Source organism: Tardiphaga sp. 172_B4_N1_3, from assembly GCF_052076035.1.
Lineage (GTDB): Bacteria > Pseudomonadota > Alphaproteobacteria > Rhizobiales > Xanthobacteraceae > Tardiphaga > Tardiphaga robiniae.
This window is the reverse complement of sequence record NZ_CP197238.1, coordinates 2,871,166-2,889,261: the sequence shown is the minus strand read 5'-3', so window position 1 is coordinate 2,889,261 and position 18,096 is coordinate 2,871,166. Positions and strand designations below refer to the sequence as shown.

11 protein-coding genes are annotated in these 18,096 nt (G+C 63.2%); all 11 read left to right on the top strand.

Annotated features, from left to right (window positions below; genetic code table 11):
• Positions 1 to 51 precede the first annotated feature (51 nt).
• The 11 genes from AB7783_RS13695 (at position 52) to eutC (ending at position 18,008) form a co-directional block, all read left to right on the top strand.
• Positions 52 to 1,212: an FAD-dependent oxidoreductase gene (locus AB7783_RS13695; protein WP_441277932.1), complete on the top strand. Its 1,161-nt coding sequence runs from the start codon at positions 52 to 54 to the stop codon at positions 1,210 to 1,212.
• Positions 1,191 to 2,141 carry a polysaccharide deacetylase family protein gene (locus tag AB7783_RS13690; RefSeq protein WP_441277931.1) on the top strand — a complete coding sequence of 317 codons (951 nt, stop codon included), beginning with the start codon at positions 1,191 to 1,193 and terminating at the stop codon, positions 2,139 to 2,141. Before AB7783_RS13695 ends, AB7783_RS13690 begins: the two co-directional genes overlap by 22 nt.
• 174 nt (positions 2,142 to 2,315) lie before the next feature.
• Positions 2,316 to 3,314, top strand: coding sequence for a Bug family tripartite tricarboxylate transporter substrate binding protein (locus AB7783_RS13685; protein WP_231079988.1), 999 nt, complete (start codon positions 2,316 to 2,318; stop codon positions 3,312 to 3,314).
• Between the two features lie 1,012 nt (positions 3,315 to 4,326).
• On the top strand, positions 4,327 to 5,850 hold the full coding sequence (locus AB7783_RS13680) for a UxaA family hydrolase (RefSeq protein ID WP_441277930.1): 1,524 nt from the start codon (positions 4,327 to 4,329) through the stop codon (positions 5,848 to 5,850).
• Positions 5,851 to 6,084: 234 nt separating this feature from the next.
• The gene (locus AB7783_RS13675; protein WP_441277929.1) at positions 6,085 to 9,372 is read left to right on the top strand and encodes a DUF2126 domain-containing protein; all 3,288 of its coding nucleotides are present in this window, start codon (positions 6,085 to 6,087) and stop codon (positions 9,370 to 9,372) included.
• 31 nt (positions 9,373 to 9,403) lie between these two features.
• Entirely contained in the window at positions 9,404 to 11,911 is a 2,508-nt protein-coding gene (locus tag AB7783_RS13670) for a circularly permuted type 2 ATP-grasp protein (RefSeq protein WP_439059191.1), read from the top strand.
• Positions 11,908 to 12,786: a transglutaminase family protein gene (locus AB7783_RS13665; protein ID WP_441277928.1), complete on the top strand. Its 879-nt coding sequence runs from the start codon at positions 11,908 to 11,910 to the stop codon at positions 12,784 to 12,786. Before AB7783_RS13670 ends, AB7783_RS13665 begins: the two co-directional genes overlap by 4 nt.
• On the top strand, positions 12,783 to 13,982 hold the full coding sequence (locus tag AB7783_RS13660; protein ID WP_441277927.1) for an NAD(P)/FAD-dependent oxidoreductase: 1,200 nt from the start codon (positions 12,783 to 12,785) through the stop codon (positions 13,980 to 13,982). The genes AB7783_RS13665 and AB7783_RS13660 overlap by 4 nt, the downstream gene beginning before the upstream one ends.
• Positions 13,983 to 14,014: 32 nt before the next feature.
• Positions 14,015 to 15,397 carry an ethanolamine ammonia-lyase subunit EutB gene (locus tag AB7783_RS13655; RefSeq protein WP_441277926.1) on the top strand — a complete coding sequence of 461 codons (1,383 nt, stop codon included), beginning with the start codon at positions 14,015 to 14,017 and terminating at the stop codon, positions 15,395 to 15,397.
• A gap of 225 nt (positions 15,398 to 15,622) precedes the next feature.
• Positions 15,623 to 17,206, top strand: a complete 1,584-nt coding sequence (locus AB7783_RS13650; RefSeq protein WP_093756536.1) for a B12-binding domain-containing radical SAM protein — start codon at positions 15,623 to 15,625, stop codon at positions 17,204 to 17,206.
• Between the two features lie 16 nt (positions 17,207 to 17,222).
• Positions 17,223 to 18,008 carry an ethanolamine ammonia-lyase subunit EutC gene (gene eutC / locus AB7783_RS13645; protein WP_093756535.1) on the top strand — a complete coding sequence of 262 codons (786 nt, stop codon included), beginning with the start codon at positions 17,223 to 17,225 and terminating at the stop codon, positions 18,006 to 18,008.
• Positions 18,009 to 18,096 lie beyond the last annotated feature (88 nt).

Below are 18,096 nucleotides of genomic sequence, written 5' to 3'. Positions count from 1 at the left end.
TAGAATGATGTGCTACCCGGACGCTGTGGCGCCGCTGGAACGAGGTGAGAGATGGATCGCGGAACACGGATCGCCGTTCTCGGCGCGGGTCTCGCCGGATTGACGGTGGCGGGGCTGCTGCAGCGCGCCGGCTTCCCGGTCGCGGTCTATGAGCAGTCGCCGAGTTTTTCGCGCATCGGCGCCGGCATCATTCTCGGCGCCAATGTTTCGAAGGTGCTGCGCCGGCTCGACCTCGAAGACGCCTTCGCCGCCACCGGTATTCGCCCCGATGCGTTTCTCAGCCGCGCATGGGACACGGGCGAGCAGCTCTACAGGCTCGATTTCGACGCGGCATGCGAAGCGCGTTTTGGCGGCCCTTTTGTCAACATCCACCGTGCCGATCTGCATCAGTTGCTGCAGCGACCGCTCGCGCCCGGCACCATCCGTTTCGGCCACAAGCTCACCGGCATCGAGGAGCGCGGCGACGCGCTCATTTTGAGTTTCGAGAACGGCACAAGCGCGGAAGCCGATATCGCCATCGGCGCTGATGGCATTCGCTCCATCACCCGCGAACTCATCCTTGGCGCGGAAGAGCCACGCTTCATCGGGCGTTCTGCACCGCGCGCGGTGTTTCCGGCGAGCCGCATCAAGGGTGACCCTATCGACGACTGTACCAAGTGGTGGGCGCCCGACCGGCATACGCTCGCTTACTATATGACGCCCGACCGCAACGAGGTCTATGTCATGGCGGCGCTGCCGATGGCGCGCTGGGACGGCGACGGTTCACCGGTGAAGGGCGACCGCGACGAATTCATTGCCGCCTTCGACAGTGCGCATCCCGATCTCAGGCGCGCGGCGGAAGCGGCGGAAGATGTCACCGTGTGGCCGATCTTCGACCGACCGCGCAACGACACCTGGCACAAGGGCCGCGTGGTGCTGATGGGCGATGCCTGCCATGCGGTGCGTCCATTCATGGCGGCCGGCGGCTCGGCGGCCATCGAGGACGCCGCGATCCTCAGCCGCTGCATCGCCGAGTTCGGCGATTCCGCCACGGCTTTCGCGCATTACACGATGATCCGAATCCCGCGGGTCGCCGACATCCAGCAGATCTCCATCGCCAATTCATGGATGCATGGCCCGACCGAGACCGACTGGTTCTTCGGTTATGATGCCTGCACCGTGCCACTCGACCGAGCCATTCCGGAGGCCCTATGTCCGAATTTGCAGCGATGAAGCCCGGCGACATCCGTCCTGAACCGATGCAGGCGCGCGATCTCGTCGGTTACGGCGCCACGTCACCCGATCCGCGCTGGCCGAACGGCGCGAAGATTGCGGTCAGCATCAGCCTGAATATCGAAGGTGGCGGCGAGGCTACGCTGGCGAATGGCGATGCAGTCTCCGAAGGCATGCTGAATGACATCGGCGTGCCGACGAAAGAGGGCGTTCGCGTTCCGCTGGTGGAGTCCGTGTTCGAATATGGCAGCCGTCGCGGCGCCTGGCGCATTCTCGATATTCTCGATCGCTTCAAGGCACCGGTCAGCATTCTCGGCGTCGCGCGGGCGATGGAGCAAAATCCGGAACTGGCGAGAGCCTGCGTCGCGCGCGGCCACGAGATGGTGAGTCATGGCTATCGCTGGATCGACTATTGCCATGTGGATGAAGCGACCGAGCGTGCGCATATCCGCAAGGCGATCGAGATACTCACCGAGCTGACCGGTAGCCGCCCGCTCGGCTGGATGACCGGACGTCCCGGTCCCAACACGCGGCGGCTGCTCGCGGAGGAGGGCGGCTTTCTCTATGACCGCGACTCGCTCGCGGATGAGCTGCCCTACTGGGTGAAGACCGAGCACGGCCCGTTTCTCGTCGTGCCGTACTCTTATGAATCCAACGACAATCGCTTCAACGAGAATTCAGGTTTTTCGACCGGCGAGCAGTTCTTCACTTACATGCGCGATGCGTTCGATGTTCTCTACGCGGAAGGCGTCGCCGGCGCGCCGAAACTGCTGTCCATCGGTTTGCATGACCGCTTGATCGGCCGTCCTGGCCGTGTTGGCGGGCTCATCAAGATGCTTGAACATATGAGCGCGCATGATGGCGTATGGTTCTGCCGCGGCATCGATGTCGCGCAGCATTGGCGAACGCATTTTCCACCGAAGCCGTGACGCGCCGCCAACTGCCGGGCAATATTCCGGCTGATGGCATGCAGGCCGGAGGCGGCGTTACTGCATGTGTTCTTAGAACATCTGTGCGTGTCACTCTGCTTTGCCTTCGCAGGCGAAGCCGGTCATACTCGATACACTTATCCGCAGAGATAAGATCAAATCGGGAGGATGATCGTGCGAAACAACTTGCGTCTGCTCAATCGACGCCAATTCGTCACCGCGGGCGCAGGCGCTGCTGCATTGTTGAGTGCGCCGTCACTCGTCCGCGCCAATAGCTGGCCGACCAAGCCGATCAAGATTCTCGCGGGCTCCGCGGCCGGCGGCCAGACCGATCAATTCTCGCGCGTTTACGGCGAGTATCTGTCGCGTGAACTCGGGCAGACCGTTGTGGTCGAGAACAAGGCCGGTGCCGGCGGCGCTGTCGCAGCGATGGAGCTGAAACGCTCCGATCCCGACGGCCACACGCTGATGATCTGCAACACCACCGCCTATATGCTCAATCCCGTTCTCATCAAGGACATCAAATACAGTGTCCCGCAGGACTTCGCCTGGGTCGCGGTGATGCCGGGCGGCAGCCTGCCGCTGATGGTGAGCGAGAAGGTCGGCGCAAAGACGCTGAAGGACTTCATCGACTATGCGCGCAAGGCCGAGAAGGTGAATGTCGGCACATATGCGTCCGGCTCCTTCGCGCATATGGTCATCGTCGAGCTCAACAAGCAGTATGGGCTGAAGATGGAGGCGGTGCATTATCGCGGCGAGGCGCCGATGTGGCAGGATCTCGCCGGTGGGTCGATCGATGCCGGCATCGGCAGCTATGCCGCGGCATTGCCGGTGCTGCAAACCGGGAAAGCGCGCGCCGTTGCGGTGTCGCGCCGCCGCATCAAGGATCTTCCCGACGTCGGCACATTCCTCGAACAGGGCGCAACCTCACGCGCGCACAGCTTACTGACCTTTCAGGGCTGCGTTGCTCCGGCGAAGACGCCGCCGGAGGTGGTCGCAAAACTGTCCGCGCTGTTCGTTGGCGCCGGCAAGAGCGATCGCGTTCGCGAGCTGCTCAAGAGCCAGGGTATCGACGAGGGCCCGATGACGCTGGAGGCGAGCCAGGCGCTCTACAAGGAAGAGGCGCCGGTCTGGGCCGAGCTTGCCGCAAGTCTGGGACCGCAGCCGCAGTAGTTGGGTCTGGAGGCACTCTGGCAGTCCGGCCCGCCACACACTCGTCATTCCGGGGCAGGACGGACCGCAAAGCGGGTCGGACTGAGCCCGGAATCTCGAAGTGTTTTGCGCTGTCGGAGACTCTCATGCTGGGATTCCGGGTTCGCGTCCGGCAAGGGCCGGCCACGCCCCGGAATGACGAGTGGGGGCGGTAAGCTCACCCCTAAACATTTATTCCTACATCCCGTTGACAAGATCTCCATCAGGTTTATATTCCCCGTTGTCCTGCCCCACTGAGAGGGGCGATCGCGATCGTCACGTTCGCGGGGTGGGATGCGGTGGACGCCGGAGATGCGGCGTCACGCGGTTCATGGGGAACGTCTGTCTTCGGGCAGGACGGATCTGCGCCAGCACTGCCACTGGCAAGGACACGGCCGACCTTGGGATGGAAAGACCCCTGGACAGTGTGACGGACGACCAAATCGAAACGCGTTCGGCCAAGTGCTTTGCGGCTACCCTGTCCCTCCGCCCTGGGACATTAATTTTGGTGATGGGACCGTTCGCCATGGCAGATGTGCAAGCAACCGAAAAAACACCGCAGGCGGAACGCCGGGCACTCGCTCGGCGCCTCCGAAAGTCCTGATGCACTCTCAATTGCGGAAGACCGCATTCGCATCAGGCCCAAGGGTGCAACGGGCACCCGGCGTTCCGCACGCCCTCTCACAAGGGGGCGGGAATGCAAAAGACGACGGCGCCCCCGCGCCGCAAACAATGGGGGCGATGACGCATGTCTGGAGATCCCACGCACGTCATTCCGGGGCGCAGACGGCTCTTGCCGGATGCGAACCCGGAATCTCGCCATGGAGGCCATCTCTATCCGCCCGCACGAGAGAGGTGATGAACAGGTCGGGATTCCGGGTTCGGTCCCCCCGCCTGCGGCGACGGTCCCGCCCCGGAATGACGACTACCCCTCGCGGCTTCTTGTCGCTAGACTCGTTCCAAACAACAGAACACCACGCGCGAGGAAATCCCGATGGTTCCGTCTCCCGTCATTCGTCTGCATGACAACGACGCCGTATTGATCGCGCGCATCACGCTGCTGCCCGGTATCGAGGTGACGACAGGCGTCGTGACGTCGGAGCGCATCCCCGCGGGCCATAAGGTCGCGATCCGGCCCATCGCCACCGGCGAGGAAATCCGCCGCTACGGGCAGATCATCGGCTTTGCCACGCAGCCGATCGCGCCCGGCCAGCATGTCCATACGCAGAACATGGGCATGGGCGATTTCGACCGCGACTATGCTTACGGTGTCGACGTCAAGCCGACGCCGAATTTCGATCTGCCCGCCACCTTCATGGGTCTCAAGCGCAGCGATGGCCGCGTCGCCACGCGCAACTATATCGGTATCCTCACCTCGGTGAATTGCAGCGCCCATGTCGCCAGCATGGTTGCCGACGTGTTCAAGAAGAATCCCTTCACCGGGCACAATCCGCTCGCCGACTATCCCAATGTCGATGGCGTCGTCGCGCTCACCCACAAGACCGGCTGCGGCATGACGCAGGACGAGCCGCTGACGCTGCTGCGACGGACGCTCGGCGGCTATGCGCGGCACGTGAACTTCTCGCACGTCGTGGTGCTTGGCCTCGGCTGCGAGATCAACCAGATCGGGGGCTTGATGCAGGAGCAGAAGCTCGCCGGGCGTTTGCGCGAAATGCAGATCCAGGAAATCGGCGGCACGCGCAAGACCACGGAAGCCGGCGTTGCCTTCGTCAATGAAGTGCTGGCCGATGCCAACAACGTCACGCGCGAGGAAGTCTCCGCCAGCGAATTGACCGTCGCTCTGCAATGCGGCGGCTCCGATGGCTATTCCGGTATCTCCGCCAATCCGGCGCTCGGCGCGGCGAGCGATCTCCTCGTGCGTCACGGTGGCACCGTCGTGCTGTCGGAAACGCCGGAGACCTATGGCGCCGAACATCTGCTGACGCGCCGCGCGGTGTCGCGCGAGGTCGGCGAGAAACTGGTCGGGCTGATGCGCTGGTGGGACGCCTATTGCGAACGCGAGGGCGCCGAGATGAACGCCAATCCGAGCCCCGGCAACAAGGCCGGTGGCCTCACCACGATTCTGGAAAAGTCGCTCGGCGCGATGGCCAAGGCCGGCTCGACCAATCTCGTCGATGTGCTGAACTATGCCGAGACGATCACCAAGAAGGGTTTTGTGTTCATGGACACGCCCGGCTACGATCCCGTTGCTGCGACGGGGCAGGTCGCCGGCGGCGCCAATCTCGTCTGCTTCACCACTGGCCGCGGCAGCGTGTTCGGCTGCAAGCCGGCGCCGTCCATCAAGCTCGCTACCAACACGCCGATGTTCAAGCGGATGGAAGAGGACATGGACATCAATTGCGGAACCATCCTCGATGGCGACGAGACGGTGCAGGAATGCGGCCAGCGCATCTTCGAGCTGATGCTCAAGACTGCGTCCGGCGCGCCGACCAAGAGCGAAAGCTTCGATTTCGGCGGCGCGGAATTCGCGCCCTGGGTCTTGGGCGCGACGATGTGAGGGGGACCGCTGCTCCGTCCTCATCCTGAGGAGTGGCGCACTTGCGCCGCGTCTCGAAGGATGGCCCAGCACTCCGATTCATGGTTCGAGACGCGCGCCAAGCGGCGCGCTCCTCACCATGAGGGCTGAGTTAGGTGAAGCGCCCCCAATCGAGGCACATCGTGCCCGTTGTTAGAGCTTGATCCCTGGCACCTCCGGTGTTCTGCTTAAAAAAGCTGCTGGAGTTGCGCCACTGTGTCGATCTTCGTCGCACTGAACCACGTCACCCACTACAAATATGATCGGCCGATCACGCTGGGGCCGCAGACCATCCGGCTGCGACCGGCGCCGCATGCCCGCACGCCGATTCTCAGCTATTCGCTGAAGGTCACGCCGACCAACCACTTCGTGAACTGGCAGCAGGATCCGCAGGGCAACTGGCTGGCGCGCTTCGTTTTCCCGGAACCGGCGAATGAGCTGAAGATCGAGGTCGATTTCACCGCCGAGATGACGGTGATCAATCCGTTCGACTTCTTCGTCGAGCCCTATGCCGAGACATTTCCGTTCGCCTATACCGACGACCTGAAGAGCGAACTCGCACCCTATATGGCGACGACGGAGCCAGGGCCGTGCTTCACGGCCTATATGGCAGAGATCGCCAGGGAAGCACCGAACACGGTGAACTTTCTCGTCGATCTCAATGCGCGCCTGCGCGAGAAGGTCAACTACATCATCCGCATGGAGCCCGGCGTGCAGACGCCGGAAGAGACGCTGCTGTCCGGCGCGGGCTCATGCCGCGACTCTGCGTGGCTCCTGATCGAGACACTGCGCCATCTCGGTCTCGCTGCACGTTTCGTCTCCGGCTATCTCATCCAGTTGCGGCCGGACATCGATCCGATCGAAGGGCCGCCCGAAGTCGAGGCTGATTTCACGGACCTGCACGCCTGGGCCGAAGTCTATATCCCCGGCGCCGGCTGGGTCGGCTTCGATGCGACGTCGGGCATGCTGACAGGCGAGGGGCACGTCCCCGTGGCGGCGACGCCGCATTTCCGCTCAGCCGCGCCGATCTCGGGCATGGCGGGCTTTGCCGAAGTCGAGTTCGCGTTCGCGATGGGCGTCAAACGTATTCGCGAGGCGCCGCGGATCACAAAGCCGTTCTCGGATGAATCTTGGGCCAGGCTCGATGCGCTCGGCGAGAAGGTCGATGCCGATCTTAAAGCCCATGACGTGCGTCTCACCATGGGCGGCGAGCCGACATTCGTGTCGGTCGACGATATGGAATCGCCGGAGTGGAATACGGCTGCCGTCGGTCCCACCAAGCGCGGCCTCGGCGACGATCTGATCCGTCGCCTGCGCACACGTTTCGCGCCGGGCGGCCTGATGCATTACGGGCAGGGCAAATGGTATCCCGGCGAAAGCCTGCCGCGCTGGGCGTTCGGCCTGTATTGGCGCAAGGACGGCGTGCCGATCTGGAAGAACGATGCGCTGATCTCCAGGATCGAAGGCCCGCGCAGTGCCGATATCGGCGGCGCCGAGCGCTTCGCCGAAGGCACGGCGCGGCGGCTTGGCCTACCGAAGGACTATGTCATCCCGGCCTTCGAGGATCCCGTCTATTGGGAGCAGAAGGAATCGAACCTGCCGAACAATGTCGTGCCCGGCGACTCCAAATTGCCCGATCCGGAGGAACGCGCGCGCATGGCGCGGGTCTTCGAACATGGACTCGACAGGCCGAAGGGGTTCGTGCTGCCGATCCAGCGCTGGAATGCGGAGACGGCCGCCGACAGACGCTGGCGGTCCGAGCGGTGGAAGCTCCGCCGCGGCAACCTGTTTCTGACACCCGGCGATTCACCGATGGGCCTGCGCCTGCCGTTGTCGTCGCTGCCGCACCTCACCGAAGAGGAATATCCGTTCGTCGTCGAGCAGGATCCGCTGGAGCCGCGCAGCGACATGCCGGTGTTCGACGAAATCGCGTCGGCGGAAAACCAGCCTGCCGCGCAATACGTCCAGGAGCAGCAGATTCGTTCCGGCGGTGTACGCACGGCGATGTCGATTGAAATTCGCGACGGCATTCTCTGTGCCTTCATGCCGCCGGTCGAGAAGTTTGAAGATTATCTCGAACTGGTGACGGCGCTGGAGGCGACGGCCGAAGAACTGCAGATGCAGGTGCATGTCGAAGGCTATCCGCCGCCGTTCGATCCGCGCGTCGAGGTCATCAAGGTGACGCCCGATCCCGGCGTGCTGGAGATCAACATCCATCCCGCCTCGAGCTGGCGCGAGGCCGTCGATACCACGACGTTTCTCTATGAGGAGGCCGCGAAGACGCGGCTCGGCGCCAACAAGTTTCTGCTTGATGGCCGCCACACCGGCACCGGTGGTGGCAATCACGTGGTGGTCGGCGGCAGCTCACCGGCGGACTCGCCGTTCCTGCGTCGGCCGGATCTTCTGAAGAGTCTCGTGCTGTACTGGCAGCGCCACCCGTCGCTGTCCTATCTGTTCTCCGGCATGTTCATCGGTCCGACCAGTCAGGCGCCGCGCATCGATGAAGCGCGGCATGATGGTCTCTATGAATTGGAGATCGCACTGGCGCAGGTGCCGCCACCCGGTGGAAAGGCGCCGTTGTGGCTGGTCGACAGGCTGTTCCGGCATATCCTCGTCGATATCACCGGCAATACCCATCGTGCAGAGATCTGCATCGATAAACTCTATTCGCCCGATGGCACGACAGGTCGTCTCGGCCTCGTCGAATTCCGTGCGCTCGAAATGCCGCCCGATCCGCGCATGTCGCTGGCGCAGCAGCTCCTGATCCGCGCGCTGATCGCCCGGATGTGGCGCGAGCCGCAGGACGGCAAATTCGTCCGCTGGGGCACGGCGCTGCATGATCGCTTCATGCTGCCGCATTTCCTGTGGGAGGATTTCCAGGACGTGCTGAGTGAACTCGGCCGGTCCGGTTACGAATTCTCCAAGGAGTGGTTCGAGGCGCAGCTCGAATTCCGCTTTCCCGTGTTCGGCCACGTGACCTATGGCGGCGTCACGCTGGAAGTCCGCCAGGCGCTGGAGCCCTGGCATGTGCTGGGCGAGGAGGGCTCGGCCGGCGGCACCGTGCGCTATGTTGATTCCTCGGTGGAGCGGCTGCAATTGAAGGCCAACGGCTTTACGCCGGGGCGGCACATCATTACCTGCAACGGCCGGGCGCTGCCGATGACCGAGACCGGCCGGGCCGGCGAGGTGGTCGCCGGCGTCCGTTTCAAGGCCTGGCAGCCGGCATCCGGCCTGCATCCGACGATCCCGGTCCATGCGCCGCTGGTTTTCGACATTTATGACAGCTGGAATCGGCGGTCGCTCGGCGGCTGCGTCTATCATGTGGCGCATCCCGGCGGCCGCAATTACGAGACAAAACCGGTCAATGCCTACGAGGCGGAAGCTCGCCGGCTGGCCCGTTTCGAGGAGATCGGCCACACGCCCGGCGAAATCGCTCCGCCAAGGGCAGAACGCACACTTGAATTCCCATTGACCCTCGACTTGCGAACGCCTCTCCTGCATTGAGAATGCAGGCAGTTTGGGCTGGAGAGTCGGAATGACGGGACAGGCCGGTCAGGGGAAAAAGCCCCGTCCGGGACATCGTAAAGTCGCGCAATGGACCCGCGACTACGAGCGGCTGCCCGGGATTCCCGACGAATTCATCGCCCAGGACGGCACGCCGCGGGAGGTCTGGACGCGGTTCTTCGAGGCCTTCGGCGCCATGGCGCCCGTCGAGATCGAACGCCGCTTCGGTTCCGCCGACCGTCATCTCCGGGAAGCCGGCGTCACCTACCGCGCGCCCGGCGAAATCGCCGACCGGATCTGGCCGCTCAGCCATGTGCCGCTCCTGATCGACGAATCCGAATGGCTGCAGATCTCGGCGGCCATGACCCAGCGCGCCGAGTTGCTGGAGAAGATTCTCGGCGATCTCTATGGCGATGCCAGCCTCGTCGCGTCCGGCGCGATCCCGGCGGCGGCGATTGCCGGCAGCTCCGAATATCTGCGGGCAATGCGCGGCGTGAAGCCGCCGGGCGGCCGCTATCTCAACGTCTATGCGGCCGATCTCGGCCGCGGTCCCGATGGCCGCTGGTGGGTGCTCGGCGATCGCACACAAGCGCCGTCCGGCATGGGCTATGCGCTGGAAAACCGGCTGGTGTTGTCGCGCGCCTTCACCGACCTCTACAAATCGATGAATGTCGAGCGCGTCGCGCCGTTCTTCGAAGCCTTCCGCGACAGTCTGCGCGCGTCGGCCGATCGTGACGAACCGCGGGTCGGCCTGTTGTCACCGGGGCCGTTCAGCGAAACCTATTTCGAACACGCGACATTGGCGCGCTATCTCGGTTTCCTGCTGGTGGAAGGCGATGACCTCGCAGTCTCAGGCGACCGCGTGCACATCCGCACTGTGGCCGGCTTGAAGCGCCTTGATGTGCTTTTGCGCCGGGTGGATGCCAATTCGCTCGACCCGCTGGAGCTCGATGCCTCGTCGCAACTCGGCGTGCCCGGGCTGATCGACGTTGTCAGAAAGAATGGCGTCGTCGTCGCCAACATGCCGGGCTCCGGCGTGATGGAAGCGCGCGCGCTTTTGGGTTTTCTGCCAAGCTTGAGCCGGAAGCTGCTCGGTGAACCACTCAAGATGCCGCATATCGCGACCTGGTGGTGCGGCCAGAAATCGGCGCGCGAGGAAGTGCTGGCGCGGCTCGACGACTTTGCGATCGAAGGCGCCTATGGCGGAGCGGTGCCCGGTTTCCCTGGCTACTCGCCGGTGCTGCCGTCGCAGCTCTCGCCAAGCGAGCGCGAGCGTCTGAAGGCGGCGATTGCCAATCGCGGTGTCGATTATGTCGGGCAGGAGCTGGTGCAGCTTTCGACCACGCCGGTCTGGGACAATGGCCGGCTCGCGCCGCGTCCGTTCGTGCTGCGCGTCTTCGCGGCGGCGACGCCTGAGGGCTGGACCGTCATGCCCGGCGGCTTCTGCCGTATTGCGGATCAACCGGATGCCCGCGCAGTCTCCATGGGTGCCGGCGCGCGCGCAGCCGACGTCTGGGTGGTGGCCGACAAGGCCGTTGCTGCATCGACGCTGCTGCCGGCCGTCGACAATGTGCGTATCCGCCGCATCGCCGGCTGGGTGCCGAGTCGCGCCGCCGACAATCTGTTCTGGCTCGGGCGCTATCTCGAGCGCGCGGAGTCCACGCTGCGTCTGATCCGTGCACTCAGCGTGCCGCAGCGCGATCCCGGCAAGGGCGGCGCCACCGGGCAGCAATCGATCGAGCGCATCCAGCGTATGCTGATGACCTGGGGCGCGACATCGCTGACATCACGTTCGCAGCCGGCGAAGGTCGCCGCGCAAGCCTTGCAGAGCGAGGAGCAGTTTGGCTCAGCGCTATCGCTGGTGCGCTCGGCATTGCGGACCGCAACCTCGCTGCGCGAACGGCTGTCCCCCGACGCCTGGCAGGTCATCACCGAAATGGCCGAGCGGCTTGCGCATGAAGTCGAAGATGACGATGACGTCGTCAGTGCGGCCGAGCTGACCTTGCAGGAACTGGCGAGCTTCGCCGGTCTCGCGCAGGAAAACATGAACCGTGCCGCCGGCTGGCGATTCCTCGAAATGGGCCGCCGTGCCGAACGCGCCATCAACACCACGCGCTTCGCGCGGCAATTCGCATCCGACGAGGCGACGAGCGACGATCTCGACATCCTGCTGACGCTGGTGGATTGCCAGATCACCTATCGCTCGCGCTATCTGGTCGGTCCGCTATTGGCACCGGTGCGTGATCTCGTGGTGCTCGATCCCTATAACCCGCGCTCGGTGGCGTTCCAGGTCTCGGCACTAAATGATCACATCGCCAGCCTGCCGACGCTGAAGGAGAACGGCCTGATGGAACGGCCGCAGCGGCTGGCGGTGGCGCTGCGTTCGTCGCTGGTCACCGGCGAGGCATCCGAAATCCACACCAAGTCACTGTTTGCGCTGGAGCAGGATCTGCTGACGCTCGCGGATTCGATCGGCCTGCATTACTTCCCGCACGGCGCCAGCGCATCGCGTCCTGAAAAGCTGACGGGGCTGGCGTGATCTACGAAATCCGCCATGTCACGACCTATAGTTATGAAAGCCCTGTGAGCTATGCGCGCTGCTCGCTGCGGCTGCAGCCCAATAGCAGCGCCGGGCAGCAACTGGTCTCGCACAGCGTCGATATCAAGCCGCTGCCGGCGGCCCGCGCCATGCGGACGGATTTCTTCGGCACGCCGACGGAAAGCGTGTTGATCGAAACCCCGCATCGGGTGCTGCGGATCGACAGCCGGTCGCGCGTCTATGTCGAACGTTTTGCGCCGGGGCGCGGCGACGATAGCCCTTCCTGGGAGAGCGTCCGCGAGGCGGCGTTTGATTCCAGCGACCTGAGCGGTGCCTCGCCGATTGGTTATGTCTTCGCCAGTCCGCTGGTGCCGATCATCGATGCCGTCACGGACTATGCGGCGGTGAGCTTTACCGAGGGGGGCGGGATTCTCGCCGGCGCCGTCGACCTGATGCACCGCATCCGCACCGAGTTCAAATACGATCCGAAGGCCACGGTGATTTCGACGCCGTTGCAGGAGGTGCTGGATAAGCGCCACGGTGTCTGTCAGGATTTTGCGCATATCATGATTGCGGGCATGCGCGGCCTCGGCCTCCCGGCGGCTTATGTCAGCGGATATCTGCGCACCATTCCACCGCCGGGCAAGGCACGCCTGCAGGGCGCCGACGCAACTCATGCCTGGGTGTCGGTCTGGTGCGGTGAGGAACTCGGCTGGATTGGCTTCGATCCGACCAACGACATTTTGGTCGAGAACGATCATATCGTGCTGGCGATCGGCCGCGACTTCTCCGACGTGTCGCCGGTCGACGGCGTGATCGTCGGCGCCCGCAAGCAGAAGCTTGCCGTTGCTGTCGATGTGCTGCTGCTGGAATGACCATCGTTCGTCGCGCGCACAACACCAGTGACGTCATCGTCCTCGGCGCCGGTGCGGCCGGCCTGATGTGCGCCGGCATTGCGGGGCAACGCGGTCGCTCGGTGATGGTGCTGGAGCAGGCGAGGTCGCCGGGCGAGAAGATCCGCATCTCCGGCGGCGGGCGCTGTAATTTCACCAACCTGCATACGACGCCGGCGAATTTCCTGTCGCAGAATCCACAATTCTGCAAATCCGCACTGAAGGGCTTTACCCAGCAGGACTTCATCGCGCTGGTCGAAAAATATCGCATCGCCTATCACGAGAAGACGCGCGGACAATTGTTCTGCGATGGTTCGTCCCAGCAGATCATCGACATGCTGCTGGACGAAAACCGCCGCGGCGATGTGCAGATGCGGCTCGGCGTGGGCATTCTCAGCGTGACGAAGAACGACAGCGGCTTTGTCGTCGCCACCGATCAGGGCGAGTATCGCAGTCAGTCGCTGGTCGTCGCGACCGGCGGGCCCTCGATCCCGAAAATGGGCGCCAGTGCCTTCGGCTACAAGCTGGCGCAGCAGTTCGGGCTGAAGATGATCGCGCCGCGCGCCGCATTGGTGCCGCTGACCTTCGATGTCGCAGCGCTCGCGCAATTCAAGGATCTCGCAGGCGTTGCCGTTGATGCCGTCGTCAGCGTCGGCAAGACCAAATTCGACGAGGCGCTGCTGTTCACCCATCGCGGTCTCAGCGGGCCGGCGATCTTGCAGATTTCGTCCTATTGGCGCGACGGGCTCGATGTCGTCATCGACATGGCGCCGACGCGCGATATGCTCGCCGCCTTGAAGGAGGCACGCCGCGAACGTCCGCGGCAGGAACTGGCGACCGTGCTTGGCGACCTCCTGCCCAAGCGACTGGCCCAGATGATCGCCGACAAGATCGCCGGCCCACCGCGGCTGGCGGATTTTTCGGACAAGCTGCTGGCCTCCGTGGCCGCGGCAGTGAAGGAATGGCGCGTGCGTCCGAACGGTACCGAGGGCTATCGCACGGCCGAGGTGACGCTTGGCGGTGTGGACACCACAGAACTGTCATCAAAAACGTTCGAAGCGACATCAGTGCCGGGGCTATATTTCATCGGCGAAGTCATCGATGTCACCGGCCATCTCGGCGGCTTCAACTTCCAGTGGGCGTGGTCTTCCGGCGTTGCCGCGGGGCGGCACGTCTAGACAGCCTCCGGCGAATATCCAACAATCCGGCCATGATCTATCGCCACGCCATCGGTGACCATACGCATGTCTTCGCGGATCTGCGCGACCTCATGGCCAAGGCAACGCCGCCGCGATCCGGTGATCGGTTGGCCGGGATTGCAGCCGAGACCGCCGAGCAGATGATCGCGGCGCGGATGGCGCTCGCCGACGTGCCGCTCAGGCAATTCCTGCAGGAAATGATCGTGCCCTACGAGGACGATGAGGTCACGCGTCTGATCGTCGATACGCATGATGCCGCCGCATTCTCCACGATCTCGTCGCTGACCGTCGGCGGCTTTCGTGACTGGTTGCTGTCAGACGCGGCCACGCCGCAAGTCCTTCAGACCGTCGCCCGTGGCATCACCCCGGAAATGGCCGCCGCGGTCTCGAAGCTGATGCGCAATCAGGATCTGATCCTGGTGGCCAGGAAGTGCGAGGTGATCACGCGCTTTCGCAATACGATCGGGTTGCGCGGGTGCATGAGCGTGCGTTTGCAGCCGAACCATCCGTTCGACGATGTCAGGGGCATCACGGCATCCATTCTCGACGGGCTGATGCTGGGCTCGGGCGATGCCTGTATCGGCATCAATCCGGCAAGCGACGATCCTGCAGTGCTGGGCGGGCTGGTGCGGCTGCTCGACGATGTCATCACCAAGCTGGATATTCCGACCCAGAGCTGCGTGCTCACCCATGTCACGACCAGTCTTGATCTCATCAACCAGGGCGCCCCGGTCGATCTGGTGTTTCAGTCGATCGCCGGGACCGAAGCCGCCAATAAGAGCTTCGGCATCGATCTGGCGATCCTGAAGGAAGCTCATGCCGCCGGGCTTTCGCTGAAACGTGGCACGCTTGGCCAGAACGTTATGTATTTTGAGACCGGGCAGGGCTCGGCTCTGTCGGCCAACGCCCATCACGGCGTCGATCAGCAGACTTTGGAAGCGCGGGCCTATGCAGTTGCGCGGGCGTTCGATCCTCTCCTGGTGAACAGCGTCGTCGGCTTCATCGGCCCCGAATATCTCTATGACGGCAAGGAGATCATCCGTGCCGGGCTGGAGGATCATTTCTGTGGCAAGCTGCTTGGCCTGCCGCTGGGTGTCGACGTCTGTTACACCAACCATGCCGAAGCCGATCAGGACGACATGGACAATCTGCTGACGCTGCTGGCCGCGGCCGGTGTGACTTTCGTGATGGGCGTCCCCGGCGCCGACGATGTGATGCTGAACTACCAGTCGACGTCATTTCACGACGCGCTCTATATCCGCGACCTCTTTGGGCTCAAACGCGCACCGGAATTCGACGACTGGCTGCAACGGGTCGGGCTCTCCGGAGCGGACCTTCGCATTCGCGACCGCGAAGGCCTGCTGCCCGATCTGGCCGCACGTCTGATCGCCTGACGTCAATAAACCGTCATAAGGCTTGGCGCTTTGTGCGCACTTGCGCGGAGCTGGTCACGACCTTGTCACCGCCTGCCACAATCTTGAAGAAATTCTGGCCCAGATTCGGACGTCGTGATTAGATCGCTCAAAGTATTCGGCAGGAGTGGAACGGTTTTAGCTCGGCGACGTTATTGAAGGTTCAGCGCTTATGGGGACCGCTGATGCATTCACAGAGGAATTTTGATGAGAGCTGAGGGCAGGCAGACGGTCCGGCGCATCCTGTGCGTCTTTCCGCGATACACGTCTTCATTTGGTACGTTTGAATATTCATATCCTCTGACCGACGGCGTTCAGGCCTTCATGCCTCCCCAGGGCTTGCTGCTGATTGCCGCATATATGCCCGAGAACTGGGAAGTCCGTTTCATCGACGAGAACATCCGCGCCGCCACGCCCAATGATTTCCTGTGGGCCGAAGTTGTGCTGGTGTCAGGCATGCACATCCAGCGCACGCAGATGAACGACATCTGCTATCGCGCGCATTCCTACGATCTTCCGGTGGCGATCGGAGGGCCGTCGGTCTCGTCATGCCCCGATTACTACCCGGCTTTCGACTATCTCCATATAGGCGAACTCGGTGATGCCACCGATCAACTGATCGATATCCTGGAAAAGGATACGTCGCGCCCGGACCAGCAGGTCGTGCTGAAGACCACCGACCGTCTGGACATGACCAGGTTTCCGATTCCGGCCTATGAACTGGCCGATATTCCGCGCTACTTCCTGGGCAGCATCCAGTATTCCTCGGGCTGCCCGTATCAGTGCGAATTCTGCGATATCCCCGGCCTCTATGGTCGCAATCCGCGCCTGAAGTCGCCTGAGCAGATCACCGCCGAACTCGACAAGCTGCTCGAATGCGGCATCATGGGCTCAGTGTATTTCGTCGATGACAACTTCATCGGCAACCGCAAGGCCGCACTCGATCTGCTGCCGCATCTCGTCGAGTGGCAGAAGAGGACCGGTTTTGTCTTGCGCCTGTCCTGCGAAGCGACGCTGAACATCGCCAAGCGGCCGGAAATCCTTTCGCTGATGCGCGAAGCCTGGTTCGGCACGATCTTCTGCGGCATCGAGACGCCCGATCCCGTCGCCCTTAAGGCGATGAAGAAGGATCACAACATGATGGTCCCCATCATGGAGGCGATCGAGACGCTGAACAGTTTTGGCATGGAAGTCGTGTCCGGCATCATCCTCGGCCTCGATACCGACAAGCCCGAGACCGGCCAGCATTTGCTCGAGTTCGTGGAAACGTCACAGATTCCGCTTCTGACCATCAACCTGCTTCAGGCACTGCCGCAGACGCCGCTATGGGACAGGTTGAAGAAGGAAGGCCGCCTGAACGAGGACGAGGGCCGCGATTCCAACGTCGACTTCCTGTTGCCGTATGAGGACGTGGTGAAAAGCTGGCGGCGCGCCATGGGCAGTGCCTATGTGCCGGAGAAGCTGCTCGAGCGCTTCGAGTACCAGATCCGCCATACCTATCCCAACCGGATCAAGCCGCCGATCGGCGCCATGCTCACCTGGAAAAGCATCCGGCTCGGGCTGGTGATGCTGCGCAACATCTTCTGGAAGGTCGGTGTGCTCGGCGATTACAAGCGGGCGTTCTGGAAATTCGCATTCCGGCGACTGGCGCGCGGCGAGATCGAGTATCTCATCAGCGGGATCATGGTGGCGCACCACCTGATCAACTTTGCCCGCGATGCGTCCGGTGGTCAGACCAACGCGTCCTATTATTCGTTGAAGCTGCAGGACGCTGCCGTTCCGGCCGAATGAGCGATAGGCTGGCGTCATGACAGATCGGAATGATGTGACGCCGCCGGTGCCGGAGCGCTCTCTCGCAGAGCTGCGGGCGCTGACCCCGGCGCGTGTCGGGCTCGGCCGGACCGGAGCCAGTCTGACCACGCAGGCCCTGCTTGATTTCACGCTCGATCATGCCCGCGCCCGTGACGCGGTCCATGCGCCCTTCGAGGCTGAAGCCATCGCGGCCGTATTGGCCGGGCAGGGGACGAACGCGTTGGTCGTGATGAGCCAGGTCGCGGATCGGGCCGACTATCTCAAGCGCCCCGATCTCGGCCGCCGACTGTCTCGCGAGTCACAGGAGATGCTTGAAGGTCGCGACAGCGCCGCGTGCGATCTGGTGATCGTGATTGCGGACGGCCTGTCTCCGGCTGCGGTCAATGCGCATGCGCTTGGCCTACTGGGCGCGTTAATGCCCAAATTGGCGGGGGTCGGGATCGGCGCTGTTGTGGTTGCCGGCGGGGCCAGAGTCGCGCTCGGCGACGAGATCGGTGCGTTATTGAGGGCCCGGATGACGATCATGCTGATCGGCGAACGTCCGGGTCTCTCGGCGCCGCAGAGTCTCGGTGCCTACCTGACCTTCGCACCGCAGCCGGGTCTGACGGACGCTGCGCGCAACTGCGTGTCGAACATCCAGGTGGCCGGTCTGTCCTTCGAGGAGGCAGCGAGCAAGATTGCCTGGCTGGCGCGCGAAGGGCTGAATCGCAACATCACCGGTGTGGCTCTGAAAGACGAAAGCGGTCTGCAACTGGTAGCACCGCTCGTTGCACCAGCATGAAACAACAGCCTCTGCGCTCCATTTTGTGACCTGAAACGCAACCTCGGCGCGCGCGCCGCCTTGCGATATGTCATACAGACCTGCTACA